15 protein-coding genes are annotated in these 15,144 nt (G+C 71.5%); 12 read left to right on the plus strand and 3 right to left on the minus strand.

All coding sequences use genetic code 11. The annotated features are described in order from the left end of the window. The first annotated feature begins 74 nt into the window (after nucleotides 1-74). Nucleotides 75-1,247 (plus strand): glycosyltransferase family 4 protein, encoded by a 1,173-nt coding sequence (locus tag DVS28_RS23760; protein WP_164710953.1) that lies wholly within the window; start codon nucleotides 75-77, stop codon nucleotides 1,245-1,247. A 51-nt stretch (nucleotides 1,248-1,298) separates the two neighbouring features. On the opposite strand, the gene DVS28_RS28705 is transcribed toward DVS28_RS23760, so the two are convergent. Next, nucleotides 1,299-1,958 carry a sigma-70 family RNA polymerase sigma factor gene (locus tag DVS28_RS28705; protein WP_164710954.1) on the minus strand — a complete coding sequence of 220 codons (660 nt, stop codon included), beginning with the start codon at nucleotides 1,956-1,958 and terminating at the stop codon, nucleotides 1,299-1,301. 638 nt (nucleotides 1,959-2,596) lie between these two features. Here DVS28_RS28705 and DVS28_RS23770 point away from each other — a divergent pair. From DVS28_RS23770 to DVS28_RS30060, 7 genes are all read left to right on the plus strand, one after another. Beyond that, complete coding sequence (locus DVS28_RS23770; protein ID WP_164710955.1) at nucleotides 2,597-3,583, plus strand: magnesium and cobalt transport protein CorA; 987 nt, start codon at nucleotides 2,597-2,599, stop codon at nucleotides 3,581-3,583. A gap of 62 nt (nucleotides 3,584-3,645) precedes the next feature. Then, entirely contained in the window at nucleotides 3,646-4,989 is a 1,344-nt protein-coding gene (locus tag DVS28_RS23775; protein WP_114593674.1) for a cytochrome P450, read from the plus strand. A gap of 57 nt (nucleotides 4,990-5,046) precedes the next feature. Further along, nucleotides 5,047-6,066: a Gfo/Idh/MocA family protein gene (locus tag DVS28_RS23780; RefSeq protein ID WP_164710956.1), complete on the plus strand. Its 1,020-nt coding sequence runs from the start codon at nucleotides 5,047-5,049 to the stop codon at nucleotides 6,064-6,066. A 31-nt stretch (nucleotides 6,067-6,097) separates the two neighbouring features. Beyond that, the gene (locus DVS28_RS23785; RefSeq protein WP_114593676.1) at nucleotides 6,098-7,009 is read left to right on the plus strand and encodes a hypothetical protein; all 912 of its coding nucleotides are present in this window, start codon (nucleotides 6,098-6,100) and stop codon (nucleotides 7,007-7,009) included. Nucleotides 7,010-7,039: 30 nt separating this feature from the next. Next, on the plus strand, nucleotides 7,040-7,546 hold the full coding sequence (locus DVS28_RS30055; RefSeq protein WP_114593677.1) for a methylated-DNA--[protein]-cysteine S-methyltransferase: 507 nt from the start codon (nucleotides 7,040-7,042) through the stop codon (nucleotides 7,544-7,546). 47 nt (nucleotides 7,547-7,593) lie between these two features. Beyond that, on the plus strand, nucleotides 7,594-8,676 hold the full coding sequence (locus DVS28_RS23795) for an NAD(P)/FAD-dependent oxidoreductase (protein WP_114593678.1): 1,083 nt from the start codon (nucleotides 7,594-7,596) through the stop codon (nucleotides 8,674-8,676). A gap of 366 nt (nucleotides 8,677-9,042) precedes the next feature. After that, nucleotides 9,043-9,594 (plus strand): transglycosylase family protein, encoded by a 552-nt coding sequence (locus DVS28_RS30060; protein WP_281273497.1) that lies wholly within the window; start codon nucleotides 9,043-9,045, stop codon nucleotides 9,592-9,594. 113 nt (nucleotides 9,595-9,707) lie between these two features. On the opposite strand, the gene DVS28_RS23805 is transcribed toward DVS28_RS30060, so the two are convergent. Together DVS28_RS23805 and DVS28_RS23810 are read right to left on the minus strand one after the other, a co-directional pair. Beyond that, nucleotides 9,708-10,526 carry a thioesterase family protein gene (locus DVS28_RS23805; protein WP_114593679.1) on the minus strand — a complete coding sequence of 273 codons (819 nt, stop codon included), beginning with the start codon at nucleotides 10,524-10,526 and terminating at the stop codon, nucleotides 9,708-9,710. 84 nt (nucleotides 10,527-10,610) lie between these two features. Further along, complete coding sequence (locus tag DVS28_RS23810) at nucleotides 10,611-11,753, minus strand: CaiB/BaiF CoA transferase family protein (protein WP_114593680.1); 1,143 nt, start codon at nucleotides 11,751-11,753, stop codon at nucleotides 10,611-10,613. 131 nt (nucleotides 11,754-11,884) lie between these two features. Between DVS28_RS23810 and DVS28_RS23815 the strand changes: the two genes are divergently transcribed. The 4 genes from DVS28_RS23815 (at nucleotide 11,885) to DVS28_RS23830 (ending at nucleotide 15,098) form a co-directional block, all read left to right on the plus strand. After that, nucleotides 11,885-12,364, plus strand: coding sequence for a winged helix-turn-helix transcriptional regulator (locus tag DVS28_RS23815; RefSeq protein WP_114593681.1), 480 nt, complete (start codon nucleotides 11,885-11,887; stop codon nucleotides 12,362-12,364). A gap of 65 nt (nucleotides 12,365-12,429) precedes the next feature. Beyond that, nucleotides 12,430-13,728 carry a lycopene cyclase family protein gene (locus DVS28_RS23820; RefSeq protein ID WP_114593682.1) on the plus strand — a complete coding sequence of 433 codons (1,299 nt, stop codon included), beginning with the start codon at nucleotides 12,430-12,432 and terminating at the stop codon, nucleotides 13,726-13,728. Next, nucleotides 13,721-14,578 (plus strand): formyltetrahydrofolate deformylase, encoded by an 858-nt coding sequence (gene purU / locus DVS28_RS23825; protein ID WP_216826257.1) that lies wholly within the window; start codon nucleotides 13,721-13,723, stop codon nucleotides 14,576-14,578. Before DVS28_RS23820 ends, purU begins: the two co-directional genes overlap by 8 nt. A 121-nt stretch (nucleotides 14,579-14,699) precedes the next feature. Further along, nucleotides 14,700-15,098, plus strand: coding sequence for a hypothetical protein (locus DVS28_RS23830; RefSeq protein ID WP_114593683.1), 399 nt, complete (start codon nucleotides 14,700-14,702; stop codon nucleotides 15,096-15,098). Nucleotides 15,099-15,144 lie beyond the last annotated feature (46 nt).

The following is a 15,144-nucleotide window of genomic DNA, read 5'->3' on the forward strand; positions in this document are numbered from 1 at the left end:
GACGCTGACGGGTATCACCCCTTCCCCGCTGGTGGCAGTCACCACCGGCCAGCTGCCTCGAGGAGGGGAGCCTCGTGTCCACCTTGCCCATGCCGTCATCCGCGCCGACCGTCCACTCGTCCGCGTCGCACACCCGCGTGCGCTCCGTGTCGCGGCCGCGGTCGAAGGCGCCGACGCATGGGGTCCTCCTCGACGACGTCGGCCCGTCCTGGCCGCGTGTCCTCGTCCATCCTGCGGGACATCCGTTGGTCCGGCGCCTCCACGGTCGGATCGCCCGCATCATCCAGCCACACGGGGACGACGACCGGTTCGCCGACGGGGACTGGATCCACACCCACAGCCTCGAGTGGGACGTCGTCCACCTGATGCTGGGACGCGACACGCCCGTGCCGTTCCGGTCCGTCGAGCAGATGACCAGCGCGCTCCGCGCCCATCGGGAGTGCGCCGTCCCGACGGTCGTGACCGTCCTCGACCTGCACGTCGACGGGGTTCCCGTGCTGGAGTCGCTGGAAGCGAACGCGCACCTCATCAGCCGCGTGACGACCCTCACCAAGGGGGCCGCCGACCGGATCGCCGACGCGACCGGCATCCGACCGGTCGTCATCCCGCACGGCCCAGTGCTGAACCACCACGACCTCTCCCTCGCCCGCCGCTGGCGACGCCACGTGCGGCTGTTGCCGACGGACGCCGCACCCGTGCTGGTGTGCGCGACCGACCCGTCGGAGGACCTCGACGTGGATCGGCTGGTCGCCGCGGCCGACCGGATCACGGCTGGGCGTCCGCTGCGGTTGCTCGTCACACCGGATCGAGCCCACCCGCTCGCGGGTGGCGACCCCCAACGCGTCGAACGCGTCGTCATGGAGCGAGCCGACGACCTGACGATCGCGAGGGAGATGGCCCGGGCCGAGGTCGTGGTCGTCCCCCTGCGTTCCGGCAGCCACAGTCGGGTGGTGGAGCTGGCCGCCGATGTCGGCGTCCCGATCGTCGCCAGCGCCGTGGGCCACCTCGCCGACCAGGCGCCGGTACGCACCGTGCCGGTCGGTCCCGAGGGCATCGACCTCGACGCGTTGGGCAAGGCGCTGCGTCGGCCCTTCGGGTTCACCACGCGCAGCCCCCAGTGCCAGCGCGAACGGGCCGAGCACGCGTTCGTGGCGGGCTGGAGCGACCTGTACTCCCGAGTCCGGATGGGGCACACGGTGGTCCGATCCGCCGCCCCGTGCGCACCGAGGCCCCACGAAGGCCAGTGACCGCGACGGACCGACACCCCGAGGAGGGGCGCCGGTCCGGCACGCGTCGCCCTACCGGGTGAGGTGTTCGGCCAGGGCCGCACGTCCGCGCTTGAGCAGTCGCGAGACCTGCATCTGGCTGCAGCCCAGGTGCGCGGCGATCTCGTGCTGCCGCAGGTCCTGGTAGTAGGCCAGGGTCATCGCCGTCCGCTGCGGGCCCGGCAGCTGGGCGATCCGGTCGAGCACGTCCATGCGCAGGTCGACGTCCTCCGCGGTCGGTTCGGGCAGCACGTCCAGCAAGGACCGTCCGTGCTGGCCGATCGGGGCGTCGAGCCGATCCGACGACCGGGCGGCCGCCGCCACCAGCCCGTCCAGGACCTCCTCGACCTCGAGGCCGGACTCGCGCGCCAGCGCGTCGACGGTGACTTCCTCGCCGTGTTCCCGGAGATGGGCGTTGGCGCGACCGACCCGGACCATCCGCGCCTTGGCTCCTCGGGGCACATGGGTGTCCCATGTGCGGTCCCGCAGATGGCGCTTGAGCTCACCGTCGATGGTCCGCACGGCGTAGGTGGTGAACGCCACCTCACGATCCGGATCGAACCGCGTCAGGGCCTTCCACACCCCCATGCGTCCGACCTGTGCGAGGTCCTCGGGATCGGCATGGGTCGAACCGAGCCGGCGAACGCGTGACCGGACGAGGCCCTCGCACGCGGTCAGCACCGCTTCGGCCACCTCCTCGTCGTGGCTGTCACACCACCGACGGCACAGCGCGTGCAGCCCATCCCCCCGCGTTCTGACCTCGACACGATCTGGTCTCGGGCGATCGATGACGGTTGACACGTGGCACCCCCCGGTGCGATCGATGACTGTGGTCGACGCAGGGGCCAGGCGTGTGTTCGCACCGTAATCCTGGCTCCGGGGAGGGGCAAGGGGCCAAACAGCATCGGTCGAGACCGATCGACTGGGTTTGCGGGGTCCACGTCTCGGGTAACCGGCGTCGCCCCAAGGGAGATTGCGGTTTGCGCAGGCAGCGGTATCGGGAACGACGACCTCGTGACCTCGCGCCCACACCCCGCGTGACCGACCGACCCCTCGGAGGACCCATGCGACAGCAGCGCACCAGCACTCACTCACGTCCGCTCGACACCGGCCGCGGCACCGTGGTGTTCGACCGCGACCGCCCGATGTTCGCTTGCCCTGCATGCGGACGGACGGCGGTACCCACCGATGACTGCGTGCCCGACCTCGTCGTGGAGCACGAGTGCGACACCGACGGACAGGGGAGCGCTGCGGAACGCCTGCGTCGCGGTTCCGTGTGATCACGGGCGCTCTGGGGCAGTGTGCGCCTGCAGCACCCCCTGATCCCCAGCGTGTCGAGCAGACCCATGATCGTGGACTTCCAGATCGTCGAGGCCGACGGTGACGTCGTCATGCGCGGCGACTCCTTCGACGAGGCGATGGCCCATCGGCGCAACGGGGCCTACGTCTGGATCCGCGTCTTCGACCCCAACCCGGGCGAAGTCCGCGAGCTGGCGACCACGTTCGGCCTGCCCGAGCTCGCCGTGGAGGACGCCACCACCGCCCATCAGCGCCCGAAGCTGGAGCGGTACGACGACACCTTGTTCGTGGTGCTCAAGCCGGCGATGTACGACGACGCCGAGGAATCGATCACCCTGGGCGAGATCGACCTGTTCGTCGGCCCGGACTTCGTCATCAGCGTGCGCCACGGCGACGTCGGCTCGCTGGACCCCGCCAGCCGTCGCCTCGCACGCGAACCCGAACTGGCGGCCCACGGACCGCCCGCGGTCCTCTACGCCGTCGCCGATGACGTGGTCGACCGCTACGTGCCCGTCATCCGCGAGCTGGAACGCGACATCGACCAGATCGAACGGCAGGTGTTCGACGCCGACGAGCAACCGCCGACGGAGCGCATCTACGCGCTGGTCCGCGAGGTGCTGGACTTCCAGCGAGCCACCTTCAGCCTGCTGCGTCCCATGGAGGACCTGGCCAACGGCCGCATCGACGGGGTCTCCACGGAGCTGACCCATTCCTTCAGGGACGTGGCCGACCATGCCCGGCAGACCCACGAACGCGCCGCGAACTTCCGTGCCCTGCTCGACAGCGCGCTGCAGGCCAACCTCGCGTTGATCGGCCTGCAGGAGAACCGCGACCAGCGCAAGATCTCGGCGTGGGCGGCCATCGCGCTGGTGCCCACCATCATCGGAGGCATCTGGGGCATGAACGTCGGGGGGATCCCGCTGGCCGGCACACCCGCCGGATTCGCCCTGCTGGCCGCCATCATGGCGTCGGTCTCGGCCTACCTGTACTGGCGCCTGCGCCGCAACGACTGGCTGTAGGGCTCTCGCTCGTGGAGCCCTAGGCTGGGCCACCCGCGTCCACCACCGAGGAGCACCGCGTCATGCCCGCTCGCCCACCCCTCGCACCGGGACCGCCAGCGAACCTGCTGGTCGGGCACCTCGGCCTGGCCCTGACCGACCACATCTCCTCGTCCTGGGCCAAGGTGCATGCCAGCCACGGCGACACCTTCGGGCTGCGCATGGGCCCGCCCGGCGTCGGTTACCGGCTGACCGTCACGAGGGACCCCGAGTCGATCGGGTACGTGCTGGGGGCGACGTCGCCGTTCGACAAGGAGAACCACCCCTTCTTCGAGGCGTTCCGCGACCTGCTCGGTACTGGCCTGTTCAGCGCCTACGGCGAGGACTGGCGGTGGCAGCGCCGGGTCCTCCAGCCGCTGTTCACCGCCAAGCAGTCCGCGTCCTACGCCGGGCTGGTCCGCAAGCGGGCGGAGGAGTTCACCAGCCGCTGGATCGACGCCGACGGCCCCCTGCCGCTGCGCTCGGAGATCCTCCGCCTGACCCTGATGGTCGTCACCGACCTGCTGTTCGGGCAGGGACGCGAGGACCTGGCCGACCGCCTCGAGGCGCACTTCCCGACCATCTCCGCCTACGTGATCGAGCGGGCCTTCAACCCCCTGCGGCTGCCCCGATCGACCCCGCTGCCGGCCATCCGCCGTCGCGAGGCCGCCGTGGCGGAGGTCTACGACCTGGTCGACGACGTGCTGGCGGGCGCCGAGGCGACGGAGGACAGCTTCGTGGGCCGGCTGCGCGAGGCCGTCGACCCCGAGACCGGCCGGCGGTTCACCGATGCGGAGATCCGCGACCAGGTGCTGGTGTTCGTCGCCGCGGGACACGACACGACCGCGACTGCCCTCACGATGGCGCTGCAGCTGCTGGGCCTGCACCCCGAGGCACAGGCCCGGGCGGCGGCGGAGGTCGACGAGGTCGGGCCGGTGGATTCGGCCGAGGCGGCCGGGCGGCTGGCCTGGACCACGGCGGTGATCGACGAGACGATGCGGCTGTACCCCTCCGCACCGGGCACCGGCCGGCAGGCGACGGCGGACACCGAAGTCGACGGCTACTTCGTGCCGAAGGGCTCGAACGTCTACACCAACTTCTGGGGCGTCCATCGCCATCCGGACCTGTGGACCCACCCCGAGGCCTTCCAGCCGCAGCGCTTCGTCGACGTGCCGGCGCTGGAGCGACCACGGCACACCTACCTGCCGTTCGGCTCCGGCCCCCGCGCCTGCATCGGCGCCCACACCGCCGTGCTGGAGATGCAGATCATCCTGTCCACGGTGCTGGAGCGGGCCGAGGTCGTCGCCACGACACGTGACATGCCCGTCCACACGGCCATCACCCTTGCCCCGGCGGTCGACCTGCCCGCCGAGTTCCACCGCCGCTGACGGTCCAGCCCGCCTGGCGGGTGACGTCGAGCGCCCACGACGTTTATGGTGCGGTCGATGACGTCCAACGCCCCCGCCGAATGGGCCGAGCTGCCGCCGCTGCGCTGGGGGCTGGTCGGTGCCGGCGGCATCGCCCGCTCGTTGACCCTGTCCCTGGCCGCCGTCCCCGGTGACGTCGTGGCCGTCTGCGCCCGCAACCCCGAGCGCACGGCCGCCTTCGCCGAGGCGCACGGCATACCCACGCCCCTGACCGACCTCGACGAGATGCTCGCCGACGACTCGATCGACATCGTCTACGTCGCCACCCCGCACTCGGTCCACGAGGAACCGGTCGTTGCCGCCCTCGAGGCCGGCAAGTCGGTGCTCTGCGAGAAGCCGTTGTCCCACGGGCTGACCTCGACCCTGCGGTGCATCGACGCTGCCCGCGCCTCCTCCTCCACCTTCATGGAGGCGATGTGGACCCGGTTCCTGCCGGCATGGCGCGCCGCCGAGTCGTGGATCGAGGCCGGCGACATCGGCGAGGTCCGCACGCTGACGGCAAGCATGGGCTTCCCGGCCCCGACCGACCCGACCCACCGGCTCATGGACCCGGCACTGGCCGGCGGGGCGCTGCTGGACATCGGCGTCTACGTCCTTGCCCTGACCCAGCGGATCCTCGGCGGCGACCCCGAGGACGTCCAGGTCCTGTGGGAGCCGACCGCCACGGGGGTCGACGGGCAGGCCTCGATCGGCATGCGCTGGGCCGACGGCCGGATGGCGAACCTGTCCCTCAGCCTGGTCAGCGACATGGAGGGGACGGCGGTGGTCTCGGGTACCGAGGGCGCGGTCGCCGTGCCGTCGTTCCACCGTGGGGAGGAGGTGCACCTGACCAGGCGTCGCGAGGTCATCCGCACCGAGCGCTTCCCACACCTCGTCAACGGCCTGGAGCACCAGGTGGCCGCGATCACCGCGGCCGTTGCCGATGGCGCCCAGGAGGTGGCGGGCATGACGTGGGCGGACAGCATCGAGGTGGCTGCCCTGTCCCAACGGATCCGCGACCGCATGGGGTTGCGCTACCCCTTCGACCCACCCACCTGAGCAGCACGTCGGACGAGCTGAGGGGCAGACCATGGAACGTGTCGTCTACATCCACGGGGTCGTGCCGCAGGGCGCGGTCGACCACACCACCAGCTACCGGGCGTTCCGCGACGGCCTGTCGTCCCGGCTGGACGCCGAGGGCCACGACGCGCTGCCACCGCTGGCCGACAGCGTCACCGTCGAGTGGGGGTTCCCGCATCCGCTGGCCGGCGACACGGCGTCCCTGGCCCGTGCGCAGGAGGTCATCACCCGCCGGGTCGACGCCGCCACCCCGTCGGACCGCACCTCCTTCAGCGCGTTGTTGTTCGCCCCCGCGATCGAACCCGTCCGAGGGCTGATCCAGCACACGTGGGCCGACATCGTCCACTACGTCTCGGAGAAGGGGAAGGCGCGCATACGCAACGTCGTGTGGGGCCGGATGCTGGAGCTGATCGACCCCCACGAACCCACCGACCTGACCGTGATCGGGCACAGCGCCGGCTCCCTCATCGCCGTCGACCTGCTGTTCTGGCTGTTCTCCCACCAGCGCGACGACCCCGACGAGCTGCGGGCCATGGGGCTGGACCCCGACGAGGTGGAGGCAGCCCACACCAACTGGCGGGTCCGACGGTTGGTGACGTTCGGGTCGCCGATCGCGGCCCTGCTGATCCGATCCACCGCGGTCACCGACATCCTCGCCGCCGACGGCACCCTCGACGCCGCCGACCTCGGGTTGGGGACGCGCTGCCACGACGGGCAGATGCCGTTGTGGCTGAACGTGTGGGACCGCCACGACGTGCTGGCCTACCCCGTCGAGCCCTTCTACACGGGCGCGGAGATCCACGACCTGTACCCCGACCACTCCGATTCGTTGCTCGGATCGCACGAGGCGTACTGGCACGCCGACCGGGTCCACCGGGTCATCGCCGACGCCTGGGGACGCCAGCCGGGACCGCTGACCTGACCCCTTCCTGTGCGCGATACCCTGCCGACGATGGGACGGTGGCACGACGTGGTGGACAGCCCGATCGGACCGCTGACGGTGTCGGTGGTCGATCCGGGTCAGGGCGTCGAGCCCGAGCTGACCGGCGTGTTCTTCCAGCAGCACCGCCATCCGGTGGATCCCGCGGTCCTGGGTGAACGTGACGCTGGTCCGATCCGTCGGGTCCGCACGCAGCTGGAGGAGTACTTCGCTGGCGACCGCACCACCTTCGACCTGCCCCTGGCCCCGGCTGGCACGCCCTTCCAGCTGACCGTCTGGGCCGCCCTCGGCGAGATCCCCTACGGCGAGACCATCGACTACGGTGAGCTGGCGCGGCGCATCGACCGGCCCACCGCATCGCGTGCGGTCGGGGCGGCCAACGGGCGGAACCCGATCAGCATCGTCGTGCCCTGCCATCGCGTCATCGGGTCGACCGGCACCCTGACCGGGTACGGCGGCGGGGTCGAACGCAAGCAGGCGCTGCTGGACCTCGAGCAGCGTGGGCGGCGGTTGTTCTGACCGTCCCCGGGGCCGCCCCCCGTCGCACGCCGTGGTGGCTCGACGACGTGGCGGACGAAACGGTACTGGCCGCCCCGCTGCCCGTGGCCCCCGTCCGCGCCGACGTGGTCGTCGTCGGGCTCGGTGCCTCCGGGCTCGAGGCGATCGTGTTGCTGGCCGAGGCCGGGCTGGACGTCGTCGGACTGGACGCGAACGGCATCGCTGGTGGGGCAGCCGGCGCCAACGGCGGGTTCCTGCTGGCCGGGCTGCCCGACTTCCACCACGAGGCCGTCGGCCGCCACGGCCGACCCGCGGCGAACAGCTGGTGGCATCGCACCGTCGAGGAGCTCGATCGCCTCGAGGCGGACGAGCCGTCCTTCCAGCGGGTCGGCAGCTTGCGAATCGGTGCGGACGAGGACGAGGAGCGGGACTGCCTGATCCACCTCGCACAGATGAAGCGTGACGGCATCGACGCCCTCGCCTACGACGGGCCCGAGGGACGCGGGCTGCTGGTCCCGGGCGACGGCATGTTCCACCCCGGCCAGCGCTGCCGAGGCCTGGCCACCCGCGCCGTGGCAGCCGGGGCACGGCTGCACGCCCCGGCGCCGGTCCGCGCCGTCGACACCGGCCGGACGCTGGTCGACGGTCCTGCCGGCGACCCTCGGGAGATCCGCAGCCGCGTCACGCTCGTCGCCGTCGACGGGGGTCTCGAGGACGTCGTCCCGGAGGTGGCCGGCACCGTGCGGACCGCCCGCCTGCAGATGTTGGCCACGGCCCCGCTTCCGCCACCCACCGTGCCCCGCCCCGTGTACCGGCGGTTCGGACTGGACTGGTTCCAGCAGCGCCGCACCGGTGAGGTGCTGCTCGGCGGCGGGCGTGACGTCGGCGGGGACGAGGAATGGGATGCCCCCGCCGAACCGAGCACGGCCGTCCAGGCCCACCTCGACCGCCTCCTGGCCGAGCTGGGCCTCGACTGGGCAGCCGTGACACATCGATGGGCGGCGCGAGCGGCGTTCACGACGACGCGGTTGCCGATCGACGCACAGCCGCGGGCCGGGGTGCACGTCGTGGGCGGGTACAGCGGCCACGGCAACGTGATCGGCAGCCTGCTGGCCCGTCAGGCGGCCCGTCGCATCCTCGCCTCCAGCTGAGGGAAACCGGCTCAGAGCTGTCGTCACTCCCCGTGATCCGTAGCGCGTCGTCGGGTGACGCCCGTACCTGAGCGATCCATACGGGACGATCGGACAGGTTGGCGCCACGAGGGGGTCTGGAGGGGCGTTGCAACCCGTCGTCCACAGGGCTTGACCTGTCCGCCCGACCCGTGTCGCGGGCCGCGCCAAGCACATCAATAACCCCGCAAATCAGGGGTTCCGGCCGCATGTGAGCGAATTCACATGGCCGACGGGACGCCTGACCGGCAGGACCAGACCCCCCGGAACGCAGAAGTTTTCCACACCTACTGTGATCTGGCTATGTTTAACTCTTGCAAGCACTCCGGTAGCCGCGGTTCGCGCTTCGTGCGCGGACTCGCCGTCGCTGCCCTTGTCCTCGGCCTCCAGGTCTCCACCATGGGTGCCGCCTCCGCCGCGGCCCCGCCCGCAGAGAGCCCCGGCTGCGAGACCTACGGGTGCCTCTACGAACACTGCCCCACCCACTACTCGCGCGGTGGCGGCGACCGTGACGCCTCGTGCGACTACGGCGTTGCCTACCAGCGCCTGCCCGACGGCCCCGACAACCGCCGCTTCGTGAGGGTCCTGTGGCCCGAGCACTACGCGAGCGAGCGTCGTGGCATGTGGGACGACGTCGCGTACTGCGAGTCGACCTGGCGCTGGAACATCAACAACGGCAACGGCTTCCACGGCGGTGTGCAGTTCCACCCCAACACGTGGAGCGCCTACGGTGGCGGCGAGTACGCCGCCAACGCCTGGCAGGCCACCCCGGAGCAGCAGATCTCCGTGGCCGAGCGTGTGGCCTTCCAGGGCTGGACCCGCAGTGACGGCACGTTCGTGCGAGCGCAGGGCCCCGGTGCCTGGCCGCGTTGCGGCCGCTACCTGAGCGCCCCCGCGTAAGCAGCCTTCCCCCGACCACCTCGACTTCCCCGCACGTCACGACGCCGTAGCCCTCGGGCCACGGCGTCGTCGTGTGTTCGGATGTTCCTCGTCCTCGACGGGCGGGGTGGCCCTCAGCCGCCGGGCTGGCTGTACCTGGCGTGCTGGTTGGAGTGCAGGATCAGGCGCCCCGTGCTGTCGTGGACCTCGGCCTCCTCGTCGGTGAAGCCGTCGCCCACGTCGGTGGTGCGCGCCACGACCCACAGGGGACCGGGCGCAGGTCGGGCCCGCAGCTGCGCGGACAGCTCGACGGTCGGCACCCAGCCGGTCGGGCCGAGCGCGTTCCACAGCGCCGGCGGCGTGACGTCGGCGGCCACGATGGCCAGCACCTGATCCGCCACCTCGCCCGACGGTGGGTCGACCAGGCCCCTGATCAGCCCCTCACCGGTGGCCCGTCCCTCCCAGAAGCCCGCATCCTCGCGCAGCAGGCGCAGGCCCAGGCGATGCGCCACCGCAGGGGTCGCCTCGAATCCGGGGCTCCCGGCGGCAGGGGTCAGCTGGTCCTCCGAGGCCGCGCGGCCGTTGCGGTTGGTCCACCGCGGCCCGTCGAAGCTGTCCCGGTCGGCGAGGAGCACGAGGCTGGTGGTGACCAGCTCCCCGCCCTGGCGCCCGTGCACGGCGACGGTGGTGAACCGGCGGCTGCCGCCCACCTCGACGACCTCGATGTCCATGGGGCCGAAGGACGCCTTGCGGGTGAAGTGCGTCGTGATCGACATGACGTCGGGCAGCTCGGTGGCCACGAGCGCGCCACGCGCGGCGATACCCATCAGGTAGCCGCCGTGGGGGATGCCGAAGACGTCCCAGCCCGGCACGACCTCCGCACGCAGCCCACCCTCGTGCGGTCGCACCGCGGTCGCCTCGGCCAACCCCTCAACCAGCGTGCTGGTGTCCATCACGGTGCTCCGATCCAGTCGATTCGATCGACCACGATGGTGACACGGCTGAGTTCGTTTGGCAAACCCAGCTTGCCCGGCGAGTCAGTCCTGCGTGACGATGCCGCGGGCGAGCAGGTCGGCGACCTCGTCGTCGGCGAACCCGAAGCCCTCGAGCACCTCACGGGTGTGGGCACCCGCCGACACCGACGGGGTCGGCGTGTCCGGAGGGGTGACGCTGAACCGCGGCACCGGGGCCGGCTGCACGATGCCGTCGACCTCGATGTGCACGCCGCGGGCCACGTTGTGGGGGTGCGCAGCCGCCTCCTCCAGGTCCAGGACCGGGGCGTAGCAGGCGTCCGTGCCGGCCAGGAGCTCGTCGAGCTCGTCGCGGGTGTGGCCGGCGATGACCTCGGCCAGGCGAGCCCGCTGCTCGGGCCATTGCGAGGCATCCATCTGGTTGTCGAAGAGCGGATCGTCGAGCTGCAGCTTCTCGCGCAGCTCGGCGTAGAACTGCGGTTCGATCGGCCCGAGGGCGACCCACTCGTGATCGGCGGTCTCGTAGGTCGTGTAGAAGGGCGCGCCACCGTCGAGCAGGTTGCTGCCGCGTTCCGGCTTCATCAGCCCCTGGGCCTTCATGGCGAAGAACATGTGCATGAGCGCCGAGGCACCGTCGACCATCGCCGCGTCGACGACCTGCCCGACCCCGGTCGAGCGGGCCTGCAGCAGGCCGGCCAGCATGCCGAAGGCGAGGAACATCGCCCCGCCACCGAAGTCACCGACGAGGTTGAGCGGCGGGACGGGCCCGCGGCCGGTCTCGCCGATGGCGTGCAGCGCACCGGACAGCGCGATGTAGTTCATGTCGTGGCCGGCCGCCTGGGCCAGCGGGCCGTCCTGTCCCCAGCCGGTCATGCGGCCGTAGACCAGCGCAGGGTTGCGGGCCAGCGCCTCGTCCGGGCCGACGCCGAGCCGTTCGGCCACGCCCGGCCGGAAGCCCTCGAACATCGCGTCGGCCTGCTCGGCCAGCCGCAGGACGGTCTCGGCACCCTCCGGCGACTTGAGGTCCAGCGCGATGCTGCGACGGTTGCGGAACATCGTGGCGTGGCCGAACGTGGCGCCCCAGTTGCCGCCGGCACGGTCCACCCGGATGACCTCCGCACCCATGTCGGCCAGCATCATGCCGGCGAAGGGGCCGGGCCCGATCCCGGCCAGCTCGATGATGCGGATGCCCTCAAGCGGTCCTGCCATGTCCCGGTCCTCTCGTGTGGTCCTGCCGTGACACCGGAGGGTCTACCATCCGTCTGGTAGAGACACGAATCGTCGATGTGTCTCGTGGTGCAGCGGGATGGCCCGCCTGTCGTCGCGTTACAGTTGGGCCCATGGACTGGACGGCGGTGGACAACGAGGCCTGCGCGGTCACGCGGGCCATGGACGTGCTGGGTGACCGCTGGTCGGTGCTCGTGCTGCGCGAGATCTTCAACGGCGTGCGCCGGTTCGACGACATCCAGGGCCACATCGGCGTGTCGCGCAGCGTGCTCGCCCTCCGCCTGAAGGACCTGGTCGATGTCGGCGTGCTGGAGAAGCGCGAGTACCGCCCCGATACCGGACGGGTGCGCCACGAGTACCGCCTGACGGAGATGGGCCGCAGCCTCCAGCCGGTCATGCAGTCGTTGATGGAGTTCGGCGACACGTGGCTGACCGCCCACGACGAACCGACGATGGTCGTCAGGCACCGTGGCTGCGACGCCCAGGTCCACGTCCGGTCGGTCTGCGACCACGGTCACGTGGTCGAGGAACCCCGCGACCTGTACGGCGAGATCGGCGGCGCACCCCTGCGGGCCGAGAAGGCCACCGCCTGACCACGCCGCCAGAACCGCCCGGCCGACCGACCCCCTCGTCGGCGCGATCGGGGCCCAAACCACCCATGCGTGGGGAACGGCACGATCGCGCCACACGAGCCACCCCCGACGCGGCGGACGTCGTCGTCGTGGGTGCGGGGCCCGCGGCGTGGTCCGTCGCCGGCCACCTGGCAGGGGGAGGGGCGGATGTCGTCCTCCTCGCACCGGACCCGGCCGGTCCGTGGCCGGCCAGCTACGGCGCCTGGGTCGACGAGCTCCCCCCTGACCTGCCCGCGTCGGTCCGTGCGGCCGAGATGCCCGACGCCGCGGCCATCGCCCGTTCCCGCCACCGGCTGGGCCGGACCTACACGATGCTCTCGACCAGCCGGCTGCAGGCCCATCTGACCGACCCGCCCGTCCGCACCGTCGTGGGGACCGCACGCGGCACCCGCCCGGGGCGGACCGACACCGCGGTCGTGCTGGCCGACGGCCGCTCGGTGCGCGGCCGTGTGGTCATCGACGCCAGCGGCGCCCAAAGGATCCTGACGGGCGGCCGGGTACCGACCCCGCGCGCGGCGCAGACGGCCTACGGGGTGGTCGTCGACGCCGCACTTGTCCCCGACGACGAACGTGCGTTCATGGACTGGCGCGACGACCACGGTCACGTCGGCTGGCCGACCTTCCTGTACGCGGTCCCGCTCGGCGATGACCGGTTGCTGCTGGAGGAGACGTCGCTGGCGCGCCGGCCGGGAATGCCGATCCCCGAGCTGCGCGAGCGGTTGCACGCGCGGATGGCGGCTCGGGGGCTGGACCCCGCCGCGCTGACCCGCGTGGAAGCCGAAGCCGACGCCGACACCGGCGGCGTCGAGCGGGTCGCCTTCGTCGTCGACACACCCCTCACGCGTGGTCGCGGCCGGGTCGTCCCGTTCGGTGCGGCCGCCCCGATGATCCACCCCGCGACCGGCTACAGCCTGGCGGCCACGCTGCGCACCGCGCCACGGCTGGCCGAAGCGATCCTTGCGCACCTGCCGGGCGACGGGGCCGACGCCGCTGCCGCAGCCCGTCGGGTCCTCTGGCCCCCGGGTGCCCGCCTGGTGCACCACCTCCGCCGGCGGGGCCTGGAGGTCCTGCTGGCCCTTCCACCCGACGGGGTCCCCGACTTCTTCGAGCTGTTCTTCGAGCTGCCCGACCACCACCGCCGGGCCTACCTGTCCGAACGCGAGGACGCCCCTGCGGTGATGGGGGCCATGGCGGCGCTGTTCGCCGCAGCCGACGGGCCGCTGCGACGCCACCTGCTGCGGTGGGGAGGGATGCCGATCGGTGATGCGCCCGCCCCGGATGCGGCATCCCGGCCTGCGGATGGCACGATCGTGGGCCATGAGTGACACCACCGCCTACCTGCTGACGCTGGCCTGCCCGGACGCACCCGGGATCGTCGCCGCGGTCGCCAACGGCATCGCCGGACTCGGCGGCAACATCCTCTCCAACGCCCAGTTCAGCGAGCCGTCGATCGAACGGTTCTGCATGCGGATGCGGTACGAGGCCCCGACGCAGGAACCCGACGCGATGGCGGCCACGCTGCGCGACGGACTCCCTGTGGATGACGACATCGAGCTGGTCGTGCACGAGGCGGACTACCGTACGCCGACCCTGCTGATGGTCTCGAAGTACGACCACTGCCTGCGCGACCTGCTGTACCGCTGGCACGCCGGCGAGCTGCCCGTCGACATCCGCATGGTCGTCTCCAACCACTGGGACCTGCAGGAGGTGGCCGCGAACTACCACGTGCCCTTCGTGCACATCCCGGTCAACAGGGACACCAAGGCCACCGCCGAGGCCAAGCTGATGGAGCTGGTCGACGAGCACGACATCGAGCTGGTCGTCCTCGCCCGGTACATGCAGATCCTCTCCGACGACCTGTGTCGACAGCTCGAGGGGCGGATCATCAACATCCACCACTCGTTCCTGCCGGGGTTCAAGGGCGCCCGGCCCTACCACCAGGCGTGGGAGCGGGGGGTCAAGGTGATCGGCGCGACCGCCCACTACGTCACCGCGGATCTCGACGAGGGGCCCATCATCGACCAGGACGTCGAGCGGGTCACCCACGCCCACACGCCCGACGACCTGGCCGTCATCGGTCGCGATGTCGAGCGGATCGTGCTCAGCCGTGCCGTCCGCGCCCACGCGGAACGGCGGATCTTCCGCTTCGCCGACCGGACGGTCGTCTTCAGCTGAGGCCGGCCGGCTCGGCGAACCGCGGATCGAAACCGTGTCGTTCGGGCCATGCCCGAACGGCCGGTCCCGCAACGCCGCCGATCGGGGGAGCATTGAGGCCACCACCCCCGAGGAGGTAGCCATGCGCAGTCAGTACGTCGTCGTCATCGACGACATCGACAACATCGGCCCCGTGGAGGACGCCATCGTCCAGCTTGCGGTCCAGCAGGACGTGACGTTCCACGTGATCTCCACCGGCGAGGGCGACGTCCTGGTCACCGACAAGGAGACCCCCGGGCACGTCCGCCTCATGTTCCTGGTCGCCAAGCTCGCGGACCGGCTGATCCGGGTGACCGGTGAGCTGGCCAGCGCTGCTGACCTCAAGAGCCTCGAGGAACGGATCGGGCGCCTGCAACCCGAACGGGTCTACGTCGCCACGCCGTCGGGCAAGCTCGACCGGATGCTCCACCGGGACATGGCCAGCCGTCTCCGCGGCCTGCTGGACGACATCGAGGTCATCCCCCTGCCCGTGGCTGCTTGACCCCTCCCACCTCGCGGTGGAGGTCGCGTCGTCCCAGCGACGTGCC

The organism is Euzebya pacifica (assembly GCF_003344865.1).
GTDB lineage: Bacteria > Actinomycetota > Nitriliruptoria > Euzebyales > Euzebyaceae > Euzebya > Euzebya pacifica.

Coding starts and splice junctions, on each gene's coding strand:
- DVS28_RS23830 (WP_114593683.1), top strand. CDS start 14,700: ATGCGCAGTCAGTACGTCGTCGTCATCGACGACATCGACAACATCGGC.
- DVS28_RS23820 (WP_114593682.1), top strand. CDS start 12,430: ATGCGTGGGGAACGGCACGATCGCGCCACACGAGCCACCCCCGACGCG.
- DVS28_RS30055 (WP_114593677.1), top strand. CDS start 7,040: ATGGGACGGTGGCACGACGTGGTGGACAGCCCGATCGGACCGCTGACG.
- DVS28_RS23810 (WP_114593680.1), bottom strand. CDS start 11,753: ATGGCAGGACCGCTTGAGGGCATCCGCATCATCGAGCTGGCCGGGATC.
- DVS28_RS23785 (WP_114593676.1), top strand. CDS start 6,098: ATGGAACGTGTCGTCTACATCCACGGGGTCGTGCCGCAGGGCGCGGTC.
- DVS28_RS23780 (WP_164710956.1), top strand. CDS start 5,047: ATGACGTCCAACGCCCCCGCCGAATGGGCCGAGCTGCCGCCGCTGCGC.
- DVS28_RS23775 (WP_114593674.1), top strand. CDS start 3,646: ATGCCCGCTCGCCCACCCCTCGCACCGGGACCGCCAGCGAACCTGCTG.
- DVS28_RS23805 (WP_114593679.1), bottom strand. CDS start 10,526: ATGGACACCAGCACGCTGGTTGAGGGGTTGGCCGAGGCGACCGCGGTG.
- DVS28_RS23815 (WP_114593681.1), top strand. CDS start 11,885: ATGGACTGGACGGCGGTGGACAACGAGGCCTGCGCGGTCACGCGGGCC.
- purU (WP_216826257.1), top strand. CDS start 13,721: ATGAGTGACACCACCGCCTACCTGCTGACGCTGGCCTGCCCGGACGCA.